This window comes from Chelatococcus sambhunathii (assembly GCF_001418005.1).
Taxonomy (GTDB): Bacteria; Pseudomonadota; Alphaproteobacteria; order Rhizobiales; family Beijerinckiaceae; genus Chelatococcus_A; species Chelatococcus_A sambhunathii.
This window is the reverse complement of the sequence record NZ_LIOL01000001.1, coordinates 386,619-402,844: the sequence shown is the minus strand read 5'-3', so window position 1 is coordinate 402,844 and position 16,226 is coordinate 386,619. Positions and strand designations below refer to the sequence as shown.

The window sequence follows — 16,226 nt, the reverse complement described above, 5'->3', positions numbered from 1 at the left end:
ACCGTCCGCTGTCGCGCCGCGGCGATATAGAGCAAAACGAAGAGAAGTGCGATGGGCATTAACGCAAGGAACCGCGAGGGTTCCGGCATTTTCGCACTGTGGTACGTGGAGCCGCGCCGCACCGAACTGCGTCCCGTCGCGCCGATCGAGCCCGGGCCCGGAGACGTCATGGTCCGCACCCTGTTCAGCGGCATCAGCCGCGGCACGGAGCGCCTCGTCTTCAACGGCCTGTGCCGCCGGAGCCATCGCCGGCGCATGTGCGCGCCGATGCAGGAGGGGACCTTTCCGTTCCCGGTGAAATACGGCTATTGCGCCGTCGGCCTGGTGGAGGCCGGGCCGGCAAATCTCGTCGGCCGCACGGTCTTTGTGCTGCACCCGCACCAGCAGATGTTCGCGGCGCCGGCCGCCGCCGTCGCCGCGGTGCCGGAAGCCGTGCCCGCCCGCCGCGCCGTGCTCGCCGCCAATATGGAGACGGCGCTCAACGCCGTCTGGGACGCCGGGGCGGGACCGGGGGACAGGATTGCGGTGGTGGGGGCCGGCGTCGTCGGCCTCCTGGTCACGTTCCTGTGTGCCGGCCTGCCCGGCGCGGAGGTGACCGTCGTCGATACCGACCCGTCGCGCGCGGCGGTGGTGCGGCGTTTCGGCGCCGGTTTCGCCCTGCCGGGCGCGGCCCCGGGGGAGGCGGATGTCGTCATTCACGCCAGCGGCACGGCGGCCGGCCTCGCGACAGCGCTGTCGCTGTGCGGCGACGAGGCCATGCTCGTCGAACTGAGCTGGTACGGCGACGAGGCGGTGCCGGTTCATCTCGGCGGCGAGTTCCACGCCCGCCGCCTCAGGCTCGTGTCCTCGCAGGTCGGGCAGGTCGCGGCCTCGCGCCGCCCGCGCTGGGAGGCGGGGCGGCGCCTCGCCAAGGCGCTCTCGCTGCTCGCCGACGCGCGGCTCGACGACCTGATCACCGGCGAGGTCGCCTTCACCGATCTGCCGGAGGCGCTGCCCGCGATCCTCGACGAGCAGGCGGGCGGGCTGATGACTGCGGTGCGCTATCAATGACAGGCCCGATCGAGGGAGGGTGCCATGTATGCCGTTGAGGTTCGTGACCACGTCATGATCGCCCACAGTTTCCGCGGTGATCTGTTCGGGCCGGCGCAGGCCCTGCACGGGGCGACCTTCATCGTCGATGTGGCTTTTTTCCGGAAGGAACTGACGGCCGAGGGGGTGGTCGTCGACATCGGCCGCGCCCACGAGGCGCTGAAGACGGTGCTCTCGCCGCTCAACTACCGCAATCTCGACGACCTGCCGCAGTTTGCCGGCTGCAATACAACGACGGAATTTCTGAGCCGTCACATCTTCGATGCGATGGCAAAGGCGGCTCGCGGCGGCGCGCTCGGGCCGGGCGGGGAGGGCATCGATCACATCCGCGTGACGCTGCACGAGAGCCACGTGGCCCGGGCGTGGTTCGAGGGGCCGGTGGCCCGTGCCTGACGTCGTCTTCGCCATTCCGGGCGACCTCGCCAGCCCGACGGGCGGCTATGCCTATGCGCGACGGATGCTCAACGACCTGCCGGCGCAGGGCGTCGACATCGTCCACCTGCCGCTGGCGGCGGGCTTTCCCTTTCCGACCGAGGCCGAGCTTGCGGCAACCGCGGCGGCCTTCGCGGCGATGCCGCGCGATGCCGTGCTCCTCATCGACGGGCTCGCCTGCGGCGCCCTGCCGGCCTCCCTGCTGCGCGGCTGCGGCAGGCGGTGCGTGGCGCTGGTGCACCATCCGCTCGGCCATGAGACCGGCCTTTCCGACGCGGCGCGGCGGCAGCTCCTCGCCAGCGAGCGTGCGGCGCTTGCGGCGGTCGATGCCGTCGTCGCGACGAGCGTGCCGACGGGCCGGGTGCTCGCGTGCGAATTCTGTGTTGCCGCCGATCGGCTGACGATCGCGGAACCGGGCACCGATCCGGCCTCTCGCGCGCCCGCCGATGGCGAGCCGCCGCATCTCATCGCCGTCGGGGCCGTCTCGCCGCGCAAGGGCTATGACGTTCTTGTCGCGGCACTCGCACGCCTTTCCACGCTGTCGTGGCGCGCCACCATCGTCGGCAGCCTCGACCGTGCGCCGGAGGAGGCGGCGCGGCTGCGGGCGCTGATCGCCGGGGCGGGGCTTGCCGGTCGCGTCGCGCTGGCAGGCGCCTGTGACGATGCGGCGCTGGAGCGCACCTATGCATCGGCCGACCTCTTCGTGATGGCCTCGCACTATGAAGGTTACGGCATGGTCCTCACGGAGGCGCTGGCGCGTGGCCTGCCCATCGTGACGACCCGCGTCGGGGCGGCGGACGAGCGCGTACCCGATGCCGCCGCGCTCAAGGTGCCGCCGGGCGATACGGCTGCCCTTGCCGCAGCGCTCGAGACGGTCCTCGGCGACCGGGAGAGGCGTTCGGCGATGGCGGATGCCGCCTGGCATGCGGGACAGGCGCTGCCGCGCTGGGACGATGCCGCGGCCGCGATCGCCGGCGTCGTCCGCTCGCTGGCCGGACGGGGGAGGGCGGCGTGAGCGGCTTTTCCGCCGAATGGCTCGCCCTGCGCGAGCCGGCCGACCATGCGGCGCGCAACCGCGATCTCCTGGCTGCGACCGCCGCGGCGGTGGCGGACCGGCAGCCGGTGCATGTCCTCGATCTCGGCTGCGGCACCGGCTCCAACCTCCGGGCGATGGCGCCACAGCTCGGCCCGGAGCAGTACTGGCGGCTCGTCGATCACGATGCCCTCCTGCTCGCGAAGGCGCGCGAGGAGCTGCGCCGCTGGGCCGATGCGACCTTCGCCGAGGACACCGGCGGCCTTGTGCTGTCCGCCGCCGGGCGCCGCATCGGGGTTTCCTTCATCGCGCATGACCTCTCCGGCGGTATCGGGCCGCTCCTCGCGGCGCCGACCGATCTCGTGACGGCGGCCGCCTTGTTCGATCTCGTATCGGCGGCGTGGATCGAGACCTTCGTGCAAGCGGTCGCGGTGGCAAGGCTGCCCTTCTATACGGCGCTGACATACGACGGCCGGGAGGCTTGGGAGCCGCCGCACTCGGACGATGAGGCGGTGCACGGCGCTTTCCTCGCCCACCAGCAGCGCGACAAGGGCTTCGGTCCGGCGGCCGGGCCGCGTGCAACCGGGCTTCTCGCGGACGGCTTTCGTGGTGCGGGCTATACCGTCAGCGAGGCGGCGAGCCCCTGGCGACTGACCGAGCGCGAACGGGCGCTCGTCGCGATGCTCGCCGACGGCACGGCTGCCGCGGTGGGCGAGACCGGACAGGTGGCGGCGGACCGGCTCGCCGCCTGGCGCGCTGCACGTGCTCAGGCATCGCGCTGCCTTGTCGGTCACGCCGATCTCCTCGCCGTGCCGACGACAGGCGATCAGTAGCGGCGGGCGGGCAGCATCCGCTCCAGCACCCCGTCGCGGCGCACGAAGCCGTGCCAGAGGCCGGCGCCGATATGCAGGGTCGCGAGCGCCGCCAGCGTGAAGGCGGCGAGCTTGTGCAGGCCGAGCAGCGTCTCCGACAGGGCCTCGTCCTTGGGGAGGATCGGCGGCAGCACGAAGAGGCCGAAGACCGTGATCTGCGCCCCGAAGGCCGAAGTCCCGGCCCAGCCGAGCAGCGGTACCAGGAAGATGAGCACGTAGAGCGCCCGGTGCACCGTGACGGATAGCGCCTGCAGCAGGCGGCCGAGCGAGGGATGGGGCGCCGGCGCTCCGCGCACGAGGCGGACCGAAAGGCGCACGGCCGCCAGGGCGAGCACCGTGACGCCGAAGGAGCGGTGCAGGTCGTAGAGGGCGTTCTGGGTTGGCCCCGGCGTCGCATTGACCATGGCGATGCCGAGCGGGATCGTGGTCAGGATGGCGAGCGCCATGAGCCAGTGCAGCCACTTAGCCGTGGGGCCGTAGCCCTCGTGCATCGGTCTCGGCGACAAGGCTGGCCTCCCCGTTGCGGCGCCTCATGTCACAGTCGAACAGAATGTCGCCGTCAGCAAGCGGATAGATGTCGGTCGCCGGCCTGAGCGCCTCGCTTAGAGGGCCGATCGGCGCTAGCTCGAGCCCGGCCCGTCCCGAGCCGATGATGATGGGCGCGACGAGGAGATGCAGCCGGTCGATGCAGCCGGCATCGAGGAAGGCCGAGATGGTGCGCGCGCCCCCCTCGATCAGCAGGCGGCGCATCCCGCGGGCTGCCAGAGCCGCGATGATGGCATGCGGATCGAGCCGGCCGCCGGCGAGCGGCAGGACAACCTCCTCGACCCCCGCCGGGCGTGGGACGGAGGCGCCGCTCACTACGAGGCGCCGCGCATTAGGGCCCGTCATGCAGCGGGCGTCCGGCGGCAGGCGCCCGCGCGGGTCGAGCACGACCCGGGCCGGGTTCGACCCGGCAACGCGCCGCACGGTGAGTTGCGGATCGTCCGCGATGACCGTGCCGACACCCACGACGACCGCATCGACGGCCGCTCGCAGGTGATGGAGATGGTCGAGCGCCGCCGCCCGGTTGATGTAACGGGAATCACCGGTGGGCGTGGCGATACGCCCGTCAAGCGACTGTCCGAGCTGTGCGACCACGAGGGTGCTGCCCTGCGGCACATCGGCTATGCGCGCCAGCGCACGATGTGTTAAGCAATCCACCGGCGTGGAACGCCCGTCCATCTCGTCGGGTGTGGTCACAGGGCCCTCTTGCTGCTGCATGGTTTCCCGCCGGGTAGGGCATCGTCATTCGTCGAAGGCATGCCCTGTTCATACATCGGCAACGGGCGTGCCGCCATGGCATGGCCGGCGCCGCAGGAGACATATCAGCCGTCGCGCCACAGGAAGAGCCTTGCCGGACATCGTTTCGATACACATGTGTCGCATGTTTTGCGGTTCGTGGGGACCGGCAGGTTTCACGGCCACAGAACTATGGCCCACGAGAGTTCACCGCTGATGAGTTCAGATTTTATCAAGGATCGCGGCCAGATCAGCGTCGAACGGGCGCTGGCGGAGTTCCGTGCAGGCCGCCCCGTCCGCATTACCGGACGCGGGGTCTCCGTGCTGGCCGTGGGGATCGAGGGCCTCGACGAGGAACTCGCGGCGGCGCTGGAGCGCAAGGCGGCCGATCGGGCCCGGCTGGTGCTGCCGACGGCGCGCCTGCGGCGTCTCGGGGCGGAACGGGCGAGCGCCGGCATCATCGCCCTGCCGGAGATCGACCTGCGCCGGGTCATGCACCTGTCGCTCGCCAGCGATGCGCGGCTCGACGCGCCCGTCGGCTGCCTGCAGCCGCTCGACGAGGCGGCGCTCGAGCTGGCGCGCCTGTCGCTTGTCCTGCCGGCGGTCGTCACCGTGTCGGTCTCGCCGCAAGACCCGGCGCTAGCCGATGTGGTGGCCGTCTCTGAAGACGACATCGCCGCCTTTCGCCTGAGCCAGGTGCGCTCGCTGCGCATCGTCGGGCGCGCGCCGGTGCCGCTCGAGGGGGCCAGCGAGACGGAGTTCGTCGTCTTCCGCGGCGGCGAGGGGCTGCGCGACCAGGTGGCCATCGTCGTCGGCCGGCCGGACCTCGCGCAGACGGTGCCGGTGCGCCTGCACTCGGCCTGCCTCACTGGCGACCTCTTCGGCAGCCTCAAATGCGACTGCGGCGACCAGTTGCGCAATACCGTGCAGTGGATGGCGGAGAACGGCGGCGGCATCCTGCTCTATCTCGACCAGGAAGGGCGCGGCAACGGCATCGCCAACAAGATGCGCGCCTACAAGCTGCAGGCGCAGGGCTTCGACACCTATGACGCGGACGAGATCCTCGGCTTCGGGCTCGACCAGCGCCGGTTCGACTTTGCCGCCGAGATGCTGCGCCAGCTCGGTGTCGCCAGCGTCAGCATCATGACCAACAACCCGGAGAAGATCGCGGCGCTGAAGGCGGCGGGGCTTGCCGTCGTCGACGAGCAGCGCGTCATTGGCCGGCCGACCAGCGAGAACATCCGCTATCTCGCGGCCAAGCGCGAGCGTGCTGGCCACTTCATCGACATCGATGCGCTGTCGGCGCATCTGCCGCCGCGCGACTGATCGGGAAGGGCACTTCGCCGGGAGCAACGGGGCCGACGGCCCACGGCCTGCCAGTGTTCTTGGTTGCGGGCAGGACGGCCGCCGTCTGGCGTCGACGCGCTCTTGTCCATGGCCTATAGCAGGGGCGTTGCGACGATTTCGAGAGGCCGCCGATGAAGACGCTGTTCGCCCTGCCGCCGACGCCCGTCATTCCCGTGGTCGGCCGCGAGGCCGGCTTCCCGGTGCGCCGCGTGTTCTGTGTCGGGCGCAACTACGCCGAGCACGCGCGCGAGATGGGGCGGGATCCGGACCGCGAGCCGCCTTTCTTCTTCACCAAATGGGCCGAGACGGTGATGCCTGGGGGCGGCGAGATCACCTATCCGCGGCAGACGAAGAATTACCACTTCGAGCTCGAGATGGTCGTCGCCATCGACGGGGCGGGGCAGGACCTCGACGAGGAAGCGGCGGCAAGGATCGTCTTCGGCTATGCCGTCGGCCTCGACATGACGCGGCGCGACCTGCAGGCGGCGGCGAAGGATCTGGCACGGCCGTGGGACTTCGCCAAGAACGTTGAGCAGTCGGCGCCGGTCGGCGCCATCACGCCGGCCGCCGAGACCGGACCGTTCGATCGTGCCGCAATGGAGCTCAAGGTCAATGGCACGACCCGCCAGCGCGGCGATATCGCGGACATGATCTGGCCGGTGGCGCCCATGCTGTCCCTCCTCTCGCGTTTCTACCGGCTGGAGCCTGGTGACCTCGTCATGACGGGGACGCCGGCCGGCGTCGGGGCGGTGGTGCCGGGGGACGTCATCGAGGCGACCATTGCTGGCCTCACGCCGCTGGCAGTGAGGATCACCCAGCCATCTTCGCCTGATGGAGCCTGAGGACGATCGGCGAAGGCGGCGCCAGGCACCTGCGCCCATTGCCTCGTGACGGCGGGAGTGCTCCTTTAGGGAACCGGCCGGTGCCTTGCACATGCGGTGTTGGTCAGTTGCACTGACCTATCCCCTTGCAAAAGCGCGGGCCGCGAGTAGTCTCGTGGCAGCTCATAAGGCCGCATAATAAAAGGGGGGAATGCCGTGGGCTATTTTGTGGACCAGCTCATCAACGGGCTGACCCTCGGCTCTGTCTATGGCCTCATCGCCATCGGCTACACGATGGTCTACGGCATCATCGGCATGATCAACTTCGCCCATGGCGAGGTGTTCATGATCGGCGCTTTCATTTCCCTCATTGTGCTGCTCCTGCTGGCCCAACTCGGGGTCGCGGCGGTGCCCCTGGCCATCCTCGTGACGCTCGTGCTCACGGCGGTCTTCACGGCCTTGTGGGGCTTCGTCGTCGAGCGAATCGCCTACCGGCCGCTGCGGGGCTCCTTCCGCCTCGCTCCGCTGATCTCGGCCATCGGCATGTCGATCTTCCTGCAGAACCTCGTGCAATTGCTGCAGGGCGCACGGGTGAAGCCGCTGCCTCCGGTGCTGACGGGGCGCATTCCGCTCGGCTCGATCGGCGACCATCAGCTGTCAGTAGCCGTGGTGCAGGTGGTCATCGTGGTCGTCACCGTGGTGCTGATGGCCGGCTTCAGCCTCGTCGTCTCGCGCACGGCGCTCGGCCGCGCGCAGCGCGCCTGCGAGCAGGACCGGCGCATGGCCGAACTGGTCGGCGTCAATGTCGACCGCACCATCTCGCTGACCTTCGTCTTCGGAGCCGCGCTCGCCGCCGTCGCCGGGCTGCTCTATACGATCTACTACGGCTCCATCGACTTCTTCATCGGCTTTTTCGCCGGGCTCAAGGCCTTCACTGCCGCCGTCCTCGGCGGCATCGGCTCGCTGCCCGGCGCCATGCTCGGCGGGCTGCTCATCGGCCTCATCGAGGCGCTGTGGTCGGCCTATTCCGACATCCAGTACAAGGACGTGGCGGTGTTCGCCATCCTCGTCCTCATCCTCCTCTTCCGGCCGACGGGACTGCTCGGCCGGCAGGAGGTGGAGAAGGTGTGAGCGCGAGACCTATCGCACCGCCGGTACTGCCGGACGGGGCGGATAAGGGAGGAAAGACCATGAATGCGATGACGAAACTGATGCTGTCCGCCTGTGCCGCCGCGCTTCTGGCGGCGGCGCCCGCACGGGCGGATGTGACCTTCGCCCTCGGCATCCCCGCCACCGGCGGGCAGATCGCCGCCATCGGCGCCCAGGCGCGGCTCGGCGCCGAAGCCGCGGTAAAGGCCATCAACGACAAGGGCGGCATCAAGGGCGAGAAGCTCGTGCTCGAGATCGCTGACGACCAGTGTGACCCCAAGAGCGCGGTGAGCGCCGCCAACCAGGTGGTGTCGAAGGGCATCCGCTTCGTCGTCGGCCACCTGTGCTCCGGCGCTTCGATCGCGGCCTCCGGCGTCTATGACGAGGAAGGCATCTTGATGATGACCGCCTCGGCCACCTCGCCGGAGCTGACCGAGCGCGGCATGAAGCTCGTCTTCCGGGCCTGCGGGCGTGACGACCAGCAGGGCGTCGTCGCAGCCAAGTTCATCGCCGACAAGTTCAAGGGCAAGAAAGTCGCCATCGTCCACGACAAGCAGGTCTATGGCCAGGGCCTGGCCGAGGCGGCCAAGAAGACCCTCGCCGACGCGGGCGTGACGCCGGCCTATGAGGGCTCCGTCAATGCCGGCGAGCGTGATTTTTCGGCGCTCGTCGCTCGCCTCAAGCAGGAGGGCATCGATATCGTCTATTACGGCGGCTATCATACCGAACTCGGCCTCATCGTGCGCCAGGCGCGCCAAGCCGGCCTCGAGACGCGCTTCGTCGGCGCGGACGGCCTCGCCACCAACGAGTTCTGGTCCATTGCCGGCGAGGGCGGGGCGGGCACGCTCTTCACCTTCAGCGCCGACGTGAAGGCGAAGCCTTCGGCCCAGAGCGTCTACGAGGAACTGAAAAAGAAGGGCGAGCCGGACAACTTTGCCTTCTACTACTATGCGGCGGTGCAGACGCTGGCCGACGCCGTCGCACGGGCCGGCAAGGAGCCTGAGGCGGTGGCCGCAGACCTGCGCGCCAATGGCTTCGAGACGGTGGTCGGCACCTTCCGCTTCGACGCCAAGGGCGATCTCATCGACCCCGAATATGTCATCTTCGAGTGGCGCGACGGCGCCTATGCGCCGACGAAGCTCTGATCCTTTGCCGGAGCGGGCCGGCGGCCCGCTCCATTTTTCCGTCATCTGCCGCCTTCCCAAATCCGTCGGCATCGAGAGCCCGCGATGCAAGCCTCCTCCGCTTCCCCGGTCACCGACAGGCTGCGCGCAGCGCTGCGCGAGGCGGCGATCGCCGGCATCATCATGATCGGCATCGCGCTCCCGCTTGTCGGCTTTCGCCTGCAGGAGACGCCGGGGCAGGGACTCGGCATCGCCTACCGTTTCGATCAGGTGGTGATCGCCGGGGTCGTCGTGGCGATCGGCCGCTTCCTGGTCGCGCTCTTCCGGCCCGAGCTTCAGCAATTGCGCGGGCGCCTCGCCCAGGGGGGCGCGCGCACGGTGCGTGGCGGGCGCGTGTCGCAGACGGCCATCGGGATCGCGGCCTGCCTGCTGGCCTTCGCGCTCCCCTTCCTGCCAATCGCCGACCGCTACATCGTCGATACAGCGACGACGGTGCTCATCTATACGATGCTCGGCCTAGGGCTGAACATCGTCGTAGGCCTCGCCGGGCTGCTCGATCTCGGCTATGTCGCCTTTTACGCCATCGGTGCCTATTCCTTCGCTCTCCTTGCAACGCATTACGATTTCTCGTTCTGGATGTGCCTGCCGATTGCCGGCGTCATGGCGGCGTTTCTCGGCATCATCCTCGGCTTTCCGGTGCTGCGCCTACGCGGCGACTATCTCGCCATCGTGACGCTCGGCTTCGGCGAGATCATCCGCATCATCCTCATCAATTGGGGCGCCCTGACCGGCGGGCCGAACGGCATCACCAACATTCCGCGGCCGAGCTTCTTCGGCGCGCCCTTCACCCGTACGGCGGCGGAGGGCGAGGTGCCCTTCCACGAACTGTTCGGCCTCTCCTTCTCCTCCATGCACCGGGTCCTGTTCCTCTACTATCTCATCCTGGTGCTGGTGGTGCTGACGGCGGTGATCGCGGCGCGCCTGCGGCGCCTGCCCATCGGCCGCGCCTGGGAGGCGCTGCGCGAGGATGAGGTGGCCTGCCGGGCACTCGGCGTGAATGCGACGCGCGTCAAGCTCTCCGCCTTCGCCATCGGGGCGATGTTCGGCGGCTTCGCGGGCACGTTCTTCGCCACGCGCCAGGGATTCATCAGCCCGGAGAGCTTCACTTTCATCGAATCCGCCCTCGTGCTCGCCATCGTCGTCCTCGGCGGCATGGGCAGCCAACTCGGAGTCGCGTTGGCCGCCATCATCGTCGTCGCGCTGCCGGAGATGACGCGCGAATTCGCCGAACTGCGCATGCTGCTCTTCGGCGCGGCCATGGTGCTCGTCATGGTGTGGCGCCCGCGCGGCCTCATCGGCACGCGCCGGCCGAGCGTGACGCTCGCGCGCTTCACGAGTTGAGCGAGTGCCATTCATCAATTGTCGTGATGTTGTGAAGTGCCGAGCTGCCGGGCATGTCATAAAATTGCTGTAACAAGAGCGTGCCGGCAGCGATGAAGTCGGGCCGGGCGGCTTCCAAGTACGATCATTGCTCGATCGCGATTTTCCGTAAATTATTGAGATATAACGGCTTTATTTCTTCTTTTTGTGTTCTTCCGCGCCGTCGCGCGCTATTATTCCGACCAATCGGGAGGAAAATATCGTGCTGATGACATCGACTGCATTCCGCGATCACGAAGAAGTCGCGTTTTTCCGCGACCCGCACAGCGGGCTCAAGGCGATCATAGCAGTGCATTCGACGGCGCTCGGGCCGGCGTGCGGCGGTGTGCGCTTCCATGCCTATGGCAACGAGCAGGAGGCGATCGACGACGTCCTGCGCCTCAGCGCCGCCATGAGTCTCAAGAGCGCGCTCGCCGGCCTGCCGCTGGGCGGCGGCAAGTCCGTCATCATCGGTGATCCGGGAAAAGACAAGACGCCGGCGCTGCTCGCCGACTTCGGGCGTGCGGTGGAGTGCCTCGGCGGGCGCTACATCGCCGCCGAGGACGTGGGCATGAGCCCGTCGGACATTGCCATTGTCGGCGGCGAGACGCGCCATGTGGCCGGTCTCGACCAGGGCCCGGCGGCGAGCGGCGATCCTTCGCCCGTCACGGCGCGCGGGGTGTGGCGTGGCATCGAGGTGGCGGTGCGCCACCGTCTCGGCCGCAACACGCTCGAGGGGATCACGGTCGGCGTGCTCGGCCTCGGCCATGTCGGCGGTGCTCTGGCCGGCCTCCTGAGCGATGCCGGCGCTAGGCTCGTCGTGGCGGATATCGCCGAGGAGCGGTGCCGGACCGTTGCGGACCGGTGCGGGGCGCGCATCGTCGATGTCGATGTGCTCGTCGGCGAGCGGCTCGATGTCTTTGCCCCTTGCGCGCTCGGCGGCATCCTCAATGCCGAGACCGTCGGGCAGCTCGAGGCGCCGGTGGTCGCGGGTGCGGCGAACAATCAACTGGCCGATGAGACGATTGCTGATGCGCTCCACGCGCGTGGCATCCTCTATGCACCGGATTTTGCCATCAATGCCGGCGGCATCGTCAATGTAGCCGCCGAGATCGCCGGCAATTACGACCGGGCCGCGGTGATGCGTCGGGTGGACCGGATTGGTGACACGCTCGACGAGATCTTCTTGCGCGCGGCGCGGGAAGGACGCTCCCCGCATTTCGTCGCCGTCGATCTCGCGCAGGAGCGTCTTGACGCGGCACGCGCGGCACGGCAGCAAACGCGGTGAGGATCATTCCGGAACCGGGAGGGGAGAGAATGCACAAGAGAACCGTTGTCGGCACATTGGCCGGCTTGCTGCTGGGCGCCGGTCTGGCCCAGGCCCAGACGCCGAAGGTAGCCATCACGGCGATCGTCGACCATCCCGCGCTCGAGGCGGTGCGCGATGGCGTGAAGGAAGGCCTCGCCAAGGCCGGCTATGCCGAGGGCAAGGACGTCACCTTCGTCTATGAGAGCGCTCAGGGCCAAGCGCCGACCGCGGTGCAGATCGCGCGTCAGTTCGTGGGTGACAAGGCGTCCGTCATCGTTGCCATCTCGACTCCCTCGGCTCAGGCGGTGGCGTCGGCGACGAAGTCGATCCCGGTGATCTTCAGCGCCGTCACCGACCCGGTGGGCGCCCAACTCGTGAAATCCACCGAGAAGCCGGGCGGCAACGTCACCGGCGTATCGGACATGGCCCCCTTCGCCGACCAACTCGCCCTCGTCAAGGAGATCACGCCGAACGTGAAGACGATCGGTGTGCTGTTCAACCCGGGCGAAGCCAATTCCGTCACCTCGCTCGCCATGATCAAGGCTGCCGCCGAGAAGCTCGACCTTGCCGTCGTCGAGGGGCCGGCGACCAAGTCGGCCGAGGTGCAGGCAGCGGCGCGTGGGCTCATCGGCAAGGCCGACGCCCTCTTCGTGCCGACCGACAACACCATCGTCTCGGCCTTCGAGGCGGCGGTGGGCGCGGCCCAGCAGGGCAAGATCCCGGTCTATGCCGCCGATACCGACAGCGTGGCCCGCGGGGCGCTCGCCTCCGTCGGCTTCAACTACAAGCAGATCGGTCTCGAGACAGCAGAACTCGTCGCAAAGGTGTTGAAGGGCGCGAATCCGGGCGATCTGCCGGTGGTCTTCGCCCAGGGCACTGACCTCCACCTCAACAAGGGGATGGCTGCCAAGCTCGGCATCACGCTGCCGGAGGCGCTCGTCGCCAAGGCCGCCAAGGTCGTCGACTGACGAAGCGGAGCATCAGCCAAATTCAACGGGGGCGCATGCCGCGGCTGTGGCGTGCGCCCCGATTTGCGAGAAAGCGTTGCGGGGCGACGCCCGGCACGCCACAGTCAGGAGCCCTGCGGGGGCGAGAGGCCGGGGACGGTCCCGGCGCACCGGCGCAGGTTGAACAGGTCGTCGCATGAGTCAAATCGCCCTCGTGGGTGCCGTCGAGCTGGGGCTCGTCTATGCGCTCGTCGCCCTCGGCGTCTATCTTTCCTTCCGGGTCCTCGATTTTCCCGATCTGACGGTCGACGGCTCGTTCCCGCTTGGCGCTGCCGTGGCCGCGACGATGATCGTGTCTGGCTTCGATCCCTGGCTCGCGACCTTCGTCGCTATCGTCGCCGGCGCGCTCGCAGGTTTTGCCACGGCCTTCGTCAGCGTGCGCTTCGGCGTGCTGCACCTGCTCGCGTCGATCCTCACCATGATCGCGCTGTTCTCGGTGAATCTGCGTATCATGGGGCGGCCGAACGTGGCGCTCCTGACGCAGGAGACGGTGCTGACGCCCTTCGTCGGCCTTGGGCTCGACGACCTATGGGTGCGCCCGCTATTCCTCGCCGTGATCGTTCTCGTTGCGCTCATCGGCCTTGCTTGGTTCCTGCGCAGTGAAACAGGGCTTGCCATGCGCGCCACCGGCGCCAATCCGCGCATGGCGCGCGCCCAGGGGGTGCGCGTCGGTGCACAGGTCATCGCCGGCGTCATGCTGTCGAACGCGCTCGTCAGTCTCGCCGGGGCGCTCTTTGCACAGACAAACGGCTTCGCCGATGTCACGTCCGGCGTCGGCACCATTGTCGTCGGCCTTGCCGCGGTCATCGTGGGCGAAACGGTGATGCCGTCGCGGCGCCTTTGGGTGGCGCTCGTCTCCTGCATCGTCGGCGCGGTCATCTATCGCCTTGCGGTACAGCTTGCGCTCAGCGCCGATTTCCTCGGCCTGCAGGCCTCCGACCTCAATCTCGCGACCGCCCTCCTGGTGCTCGTCGCGCTGGTGCTGCCGAAGCTGCGCGGGCGCGCGCTTGGCCGGACCCTTGGTCGGAGGGCCGGGGCATGATCGCCGTCGAGAATCTCTCCGTCGTCTTCAATGCTGGCACGCCGCTGGAGCGGCGGGCCCTGCGGGGCGTGTCACTGGCCCTTGCCAATGGCGAATTCGTCTGTGTCATCGGCTCGAACGGCGCTGGCAAGTCGACGCTGCTTGGCGCCATTGCCGGCGACGTGTCGGCCGCGGCGGGCCGCATCCTCGTTGCCGGCCGGGACGTGACGCGCCAGCCCGCGGAGGCGCGGGCGCAGCATGTCGCCCGCGTGTTTCAGGATCCGCTCGCCGGCAGCTGCGGCAATCTCTCGATCGCCGAGAACCTTGCGCTCGCCGCGGGCCGCGGCAGCCGGCGCGGCTTCGGCAATGCCCTGCGCCGCGAGCGTGCCGAGATGCTCGTCACGCGCATCAGGGAACTGGCGCTCGGCCTCGAGGACAGGCTTGACCAGCCGATGGGCTCGCTCTCGGGCGGGCAGCGGCAGGCATTGTCGCTCGTCATGGCGACGCTCGCCCCCTCGAGTGTCCTGCTGCTCGACGAGCACACAGCCGCGCTCGACCCGCGCAACGCCGATTTTGTGCTCGACCTCACGCGCATGCTTGCGGAGCGGTTCGTGCTCACCGTGCTCATGGTGACCCATTCCATGCGCCAGGCGCTCGACCTTGGCACGCGCACCATCATGCTGCACGAAGGTCAGATCCTGCTCGACGTCTCCGGCGAGCATCGCAGCAAGCTGTCGGTGGAGGATCTCATCGACGCCTTCCGCAAGGCACGCGGCGAAGAACTGGCTGAGGACCGGCTGCTGACGAGCTGAGAACGATACGCGAGCGGTCCTGATCCCTCCCCTTCAGGGGAGGGTGGATCGGTCCGAAGGACCGAGACGGGTGGGGCCGAGGCCGGGATCGACGCCTTGATGTTGAACGCGTAGCCCCCTCCGTCGCTGCTTCGCAGCGCCACCTCCCCCATGTGGGGGAGGATCGACGCCGCTTGAGCGGCGCATCACCGCTGCGGCGAGACAAGCCGGTCGCAAAATGCTAGCCAGCAGCGATTCATTCGTGCTCAAACGGAGGCGTCATGAGACTGAACGGCAAGACGGCGCTGGTAACGGGCGCCGCATCGGGCTTCGGCAAGGGCATTGCGGCCACCTTCGCGCGTGAGGGCGCGCGCGTCGCCGTGCTCGACCTCGATCTGGCGTCGGCCGAAGCGACTGCGGCCGAGATCGGTGGCGGCGCCATCGGCGTCGCGGCCGACGTGTCGCGGTGGGATCAGGTCGAGGCCGCGGCAAGGACGGTTCTCGCCGCCTTCGGCCGGCTCGACATTCTCGTCAACAATGCCGGCGTCAGCCACCGCAACCAGCCGATGCTCGATGTGAGCGAGGCGGAGTTCGACAAGGTCTTCGCCGTTAACGTCAAGTCCATCTATCTGATGGCGAAGGCCTTCGTGCCGCAATTCCGGGCGCAGGGCGGCGGCGTCATCCTCAATATCGGCTCGACGGCGGGCATCCGGCCGCGGCCCGGCCTTGCGTGGTACAACGCCTCCAAGGGCGCCGTGAATCTCCTGTCGAAGTCGATGGCCGTCGAACTCGCGCCCGAGGGCATACGTGTCAATGCGCTCGCCCCCGTCGCCGGCGAGACGCCGCTGCTCGCCACCTTCATGGGCGAGGACACGCCTGAGAAGCGGGCCGCCTTTCGTGCCTCGATCCCGCTCGGCCGGCTGTCGACGCCGCAGGACATCGCCAATGCGGCGCTGTTCCTGTGCTCGGACGAGGCGTCGATGATCACCGGCTCGGTGCTCGAGGTCGACGGCGGGCGCTGCGTTTGAGGATCAGGCGACCGTGATGGCCGTGGCGCCGGTCGCTTCGGCGAGGCGCCGCGGATCGACGGGGAAGACGGTCGTCGGCGTGCCGGCGGCCGCCCAGACCAGGTCATGGGCGAGGAGATCCGCGTCAATGAAGGTCTGCAGCGTCTCGGCATGGCCAAACGGCGGGATGCCGCCGATGGCATAGCCCGTCAGGGCCCGTACCTTGCCGGCATCCGGCCGGCGCAGCGCCTCGCCGAGAGTTGCGGCCGCCTTTTTCTCGTCGACACGGTTGTTGCCGGCGACGAGGAGAAGGTAGGGCCGACCGGTGTCGGCGCCCTCGAAGACCAGCGACTTGATGATGCGCTCGACGCCCGTGCCGCAGGCCGCCGCAGCTTCTTCCGCCGTGCGCGTCGGCCGGTCATGCACGGCGATGCTGATGGTGAGCCCCAGCCTGCGGGCCGCCTCGGCCACGCGTGCCGAACTCGCCGGCAGTTCCCGCGTCGTCTCGCTCATTCCCGTCGCCT

The 16,226-nt window shown here is 68.7% G+C and carries 17 protein-coding genes; 14 read left to right on the top strand and 3 right to left on the bottom strand.

Going from position 1 to position 16,226, the window contains the following annotated elements:
• Positions 1 to 51 precede the first annotated feature (51 nt).
• The 4 genes from ASC46_RS01890 to ASC46_RS01875 are packed head-to-tail and all read left to right on the top strand — an operon-like array spanning position 52 to position 3,387.
• Positions 52 to 1,050, top strand: a complete 999-nt coding sequence (locus ASC46_RS01890) for a zinc-dependent alcohol dehydrogenase (protein WP_072249411.1) — start codon at positions 52 to 54, stop codon at positions 1,048 to 1,050.
• A gap of 24 nt (positions 1,051 to 1,074) precedes the next feature.
• Positions 1,075 to 1,482 carry a 6-pyruvoyl trahydropterin synthase family protein gene (locus tag ASC46_RS01885; RefSeq protein WP_055457592.1) on the top strand — a complete coding sequence of 136 codons (408 nt, stop codon included), beginning with the start codon at positions 1,075 to 1,077 and terminating at the stop codon, positions 1,480 to 1,482.
• Positions 1,475 to 2,536, top strand: a complete 1,062-nt coding sequence (locus ASC46_RS01880; protein WP_055457591.1) for a glycosyltransferase family 4 protein — start codon at positions 1,475 to 1,477, stop codon at positions 2,534 to 2,536. The genes ASC46_RS01885 and ASC46_RS01880 overlap by 8 nt, the downstream gene beginning before the upstream one ends.
• Positions 2,533 to 3,387 carry a class I SAM-dependent methyltransferase gene (locus tag ASC46_RS01875; RefSeq protein WP_055457590.1) on the top strand — a complete coding sequence of 285 codons (855 nt, stop codon included), beginning with the start codon at positions 2,533 to 2,535 and terminating at the stop codon, positions 3,385 to 3,387. Before ASC46_RS01880 ends, ASC46_RS01875 begins: the two co-directional genes overlap by 4 nt.
• Here ASC46_RS01875 and ASC46_RS01870 read toward each other — a convergent pair.
• Together ASC46_RS01870 and ASC46_RS01865 are read right to left on the bottom strand one after the other, a co-directional pair.
• On the bottom strand, positions 3,381 to 3,932 hold the full coding sequence (locus ASC46_RS01870; RefSeq protein WP_245280437.1) for a cytochrome b: 552 nt from the start codon (positions 3,930 to 3,932) through the stop codon (positions 3,381 to 3,383). The genes ASC46_RS01875 and ASC46_RS01870 overlap by 7 nt on opposite strands.
• Positions 3,889 to 4,650, bottom strand: a complete 762-nt coding sequence (locus ASC46_RS01865) for a RibD family protein (RefSeq protein ID WP_055457588.1) — start codon at positions 4,648 to 4,650, stop codon at positions 3,889 to 3,891. Before ASC46_RS01865 ends, ASC46_RS01870 begins: the two co-directional genes overlap by 44 nt.
• A 273-nt stretch (positions 4,651 to 4,923) precedes the next feature.
• Between ASC46_RS01865 and ribA the strand changes: the two genes are divergently transcribed.
• From ribA to ASC46_RS01815, 10 genes are all read left to right on the top strand, one after another.
• Positions 4,924 to 6,033 carry a GTP cyclohydrolase II RibA gene (gene ribA, locus ASC46_RS01860; RefSeq protein ID WP_055457587.1) on the top strand — a complete coding sequence of 370 codons (1,110 nt, stop codon included), beginning with the start codon at positions 4,924 to 4,926 and terminating at the stop codon, positions 6,031 to 6,033.
• 152 nt (positions 6,034 to 6,185) lie between these two features.
• Positions 6,186 to 6,896 (top strand): fumarylacetoacetate hydrolase family protein, encoded by a 711-nt coding sequence (locus ASC46_RS01855; RefSeq protein WP_055457586.1) that lies wholly within the window; start codon positions 6,186 to 6,188, stop codon positions 6,894 to 6,896.
• 195 nt (positions 6,897 to 7,091) lie between these two features.
• Positions 7,092 to 8,006, top strand: a complete 915-nt coding sequence (locus ASC46_RS01850) for an ABC transporter permease subunit (RefSeq protein ID WP_055457585.1) — start codon at positions 7,092 to 7,094, stop codon at positions 8,004 to 8,006.
• Between the two features lie 59 nt (positions 8,007 to 8,065).
• The gene (locus ASC46_RS01845; protein WP_055457584.1) at positions 8,066 to 9,169 is read left to right on the top strand and encodes an ABC transporter substrate-binding protein; all 1,104 of its coding nucleotides are present in this window, start codon (positions 8,066 to 8,068) and stop codon (positions 9,167 to 9,169) included.
• An 84-nt stretch (positions 9,170 to 9,253) separates the two neighbouring features.
• Positions 9,254 to 10,549 (top strand): high-affinity branched-chain amino acid ABC transporter permease LivM, encoded by a 1,296-nt coding sequence (gene livM / locus ASC46_RS01840; RefSeq protein WP_055457583.1) that lies wholly within the window; start codon positions 9,254 to 9,256, stop codon positions 10,547 to 10,549.
• A 247-nt stretch (positions 10,550 to 10,796) separates the two neighbouring features.
• The gene (locus ASC46_RS01835) at positions 10,797 to 11,855 is read left to right on the top strand and encodes a Glu/Leu/Phe/Val family dehydrogenase (RefSeq protein WP_055457582.1); all 1,059 of its coding nucleotides are present in this window, start codon (positions 10,797 to 10,799) and stop codon (positions 11,853 to 11,855) included.
• A 29-nt stretch (positions 11,856 to 11,884) separates the two neighbouring features.
• A complete protein-coding gene (locus ASC46_RS01830; RefSeq protein ID WP_055457581.1) occupies positions 11,885 to 12,844 on the top strand; it encodes an ABC transporter substrate-binding protein in 960 nt (319 codons plus the stop codon).
• Positions 12,845 to 13,019: 175 nt separating this feature from the next.
• Positions 13,020 to 13,925, top strand: coding sequence for an ABC transporter permease (locus ASC46_RS01825; RefSeq protein WP_055457580.1), 906 nt, complete (start codon positions 13,020 to 13,022; stop codon positions 13,923 to 13,925).
• Positions 13,922 to 14,716: an ABC transporter ATP-binding protein gene (locus ASC46_RS01820; RefSeq protein WP_055457579.1), complete on the top strand. Its 795-nt coding sequence runs from the start codon at positions 13,922 to 13,924 to the stop codon at positions 14,714 to 14,716. The genes ASC46_RS01825 and ASC46_RS01820 overlap by 4 nt, the downstream gene beginning before the upstream one ends.
• A gap of 260 nt (positions 14,717 to 14,976) precedes the next feature.
• Positions 14,977 to 15,723: an SDR family oxidoreductase gene (locus ASC46_RS01815; protein WP_055457578.1), complete on the top strand. Its 747-nt coding sequence runs from the start codon at positions 14,977 to 14,979 to the stop codon at positions 15,721 to 15,723.
• Positions 15,724 to 15,726: 3 nt separating this feature from the next.
• On the opposite strand, the gene ASC46_RS01810 is transcribed toward ASC46_RS01815, so the two are convergent.
• Positions 15,727 to 16,215, bottom strand: coding sequence for a YbaK/EbsC family protein (locus ASC46_RS01810; RefSeq protein ID WP_055457577.1), 489 nt, complete (start codon positions 16,213 to 16,215; stop codon positions 15,727 to 15,729).
• Positions 16,216 to 16,226 lie beyond the last annotated feature (11 nt).

Coding starts and splice junctions, on each gene's coding strand:
- ASC46_RS01890 (WP_072249411.1), top strand. CDS start 52: ATGGGCATTAACGCAAGGAACCGCGAGGGTTCCGGCATTTTCGCACTG.
- ASC46_RS01885 (WP_055457592.1), top strand. CDS start 1,075: ATGTATGCCGTTGAGGTTCGTGACCACGTCATGATCGCCCACAGTTTC.
- ASC46_RS01865 (WP_055457588.1), bottom strand. CDS start 4,650: ATGGACGGGCGTTCCACGCCGGTGGATTGCTTAACACATCGTGCGCTG.
- ribA (WP_055457587.1), top strand. CDS start 4,924: ATGAGTTCAGATTTTATCAAGGATCGCGGCCAGATCAGCGTCGAACGG.
- ASC46_RS01855 (WP_055457586.1), top strand. CDS start 6,186: ATGAAGACGCTGTTCGCCCTGCCGCCGACGCCCGTCATTCCCGTGGTC.
- ASC46_RS01845 (WP_055457584.1), top strand. CDS start 8,066: ATGAATGCGATGACGAAACTGATGCTGTCCGCCTGTGCCGCCGCGCTT.
- livM (WP_055457583.1), top strand. CDS start 9,254: ATGCAAGCCTCCTCCGCTTCCCCGGTCACCGACAGGCTGCGCGCAGCG.
- ASC46_RS01835 (WP_055457582.1), top strand. CDS start 10,797: ATGACATCGACTGCATTCCGCGATCACGAAGAAGTCGCGTTTTTCCGC.
- ASC46_RS01830 (WP_055457581.1), top strand. CDS start 11,885: ATGCACAAGAGAACCGTTGTCGGCACATTGGCCGGCTTGCTGCTGGGC.
- ASC46_RS01825 (WP_055457580.1), top strand. CDS start 13,020: ATGAGTCAAATCGCCCTCGTGGGTGCCGTCGAGCTGGGGCTCGTCTAT.
- ASC46_RS01820 (WP_055457579.1), top strand. CDS start 13,922: ATGATCGCCGTCGAGAATCTCTCCGTCGTCTTCAATGCTGGCACGCCG.
- ASC46_RS01815 (WP_055457578.1), top strand. CDS start 14,977: ATGAGACTGAACGGCAAGACGGCGCTGGTAACGGGCGCCGCATCGGGC.
- ASC46_RS01810 (WP_055457577.1), bottom strand. CDS start 16,215: ATGAGCGAGACGACGCGGGAACTGCCGGCGAGTTCGGCACGCGTGGCC.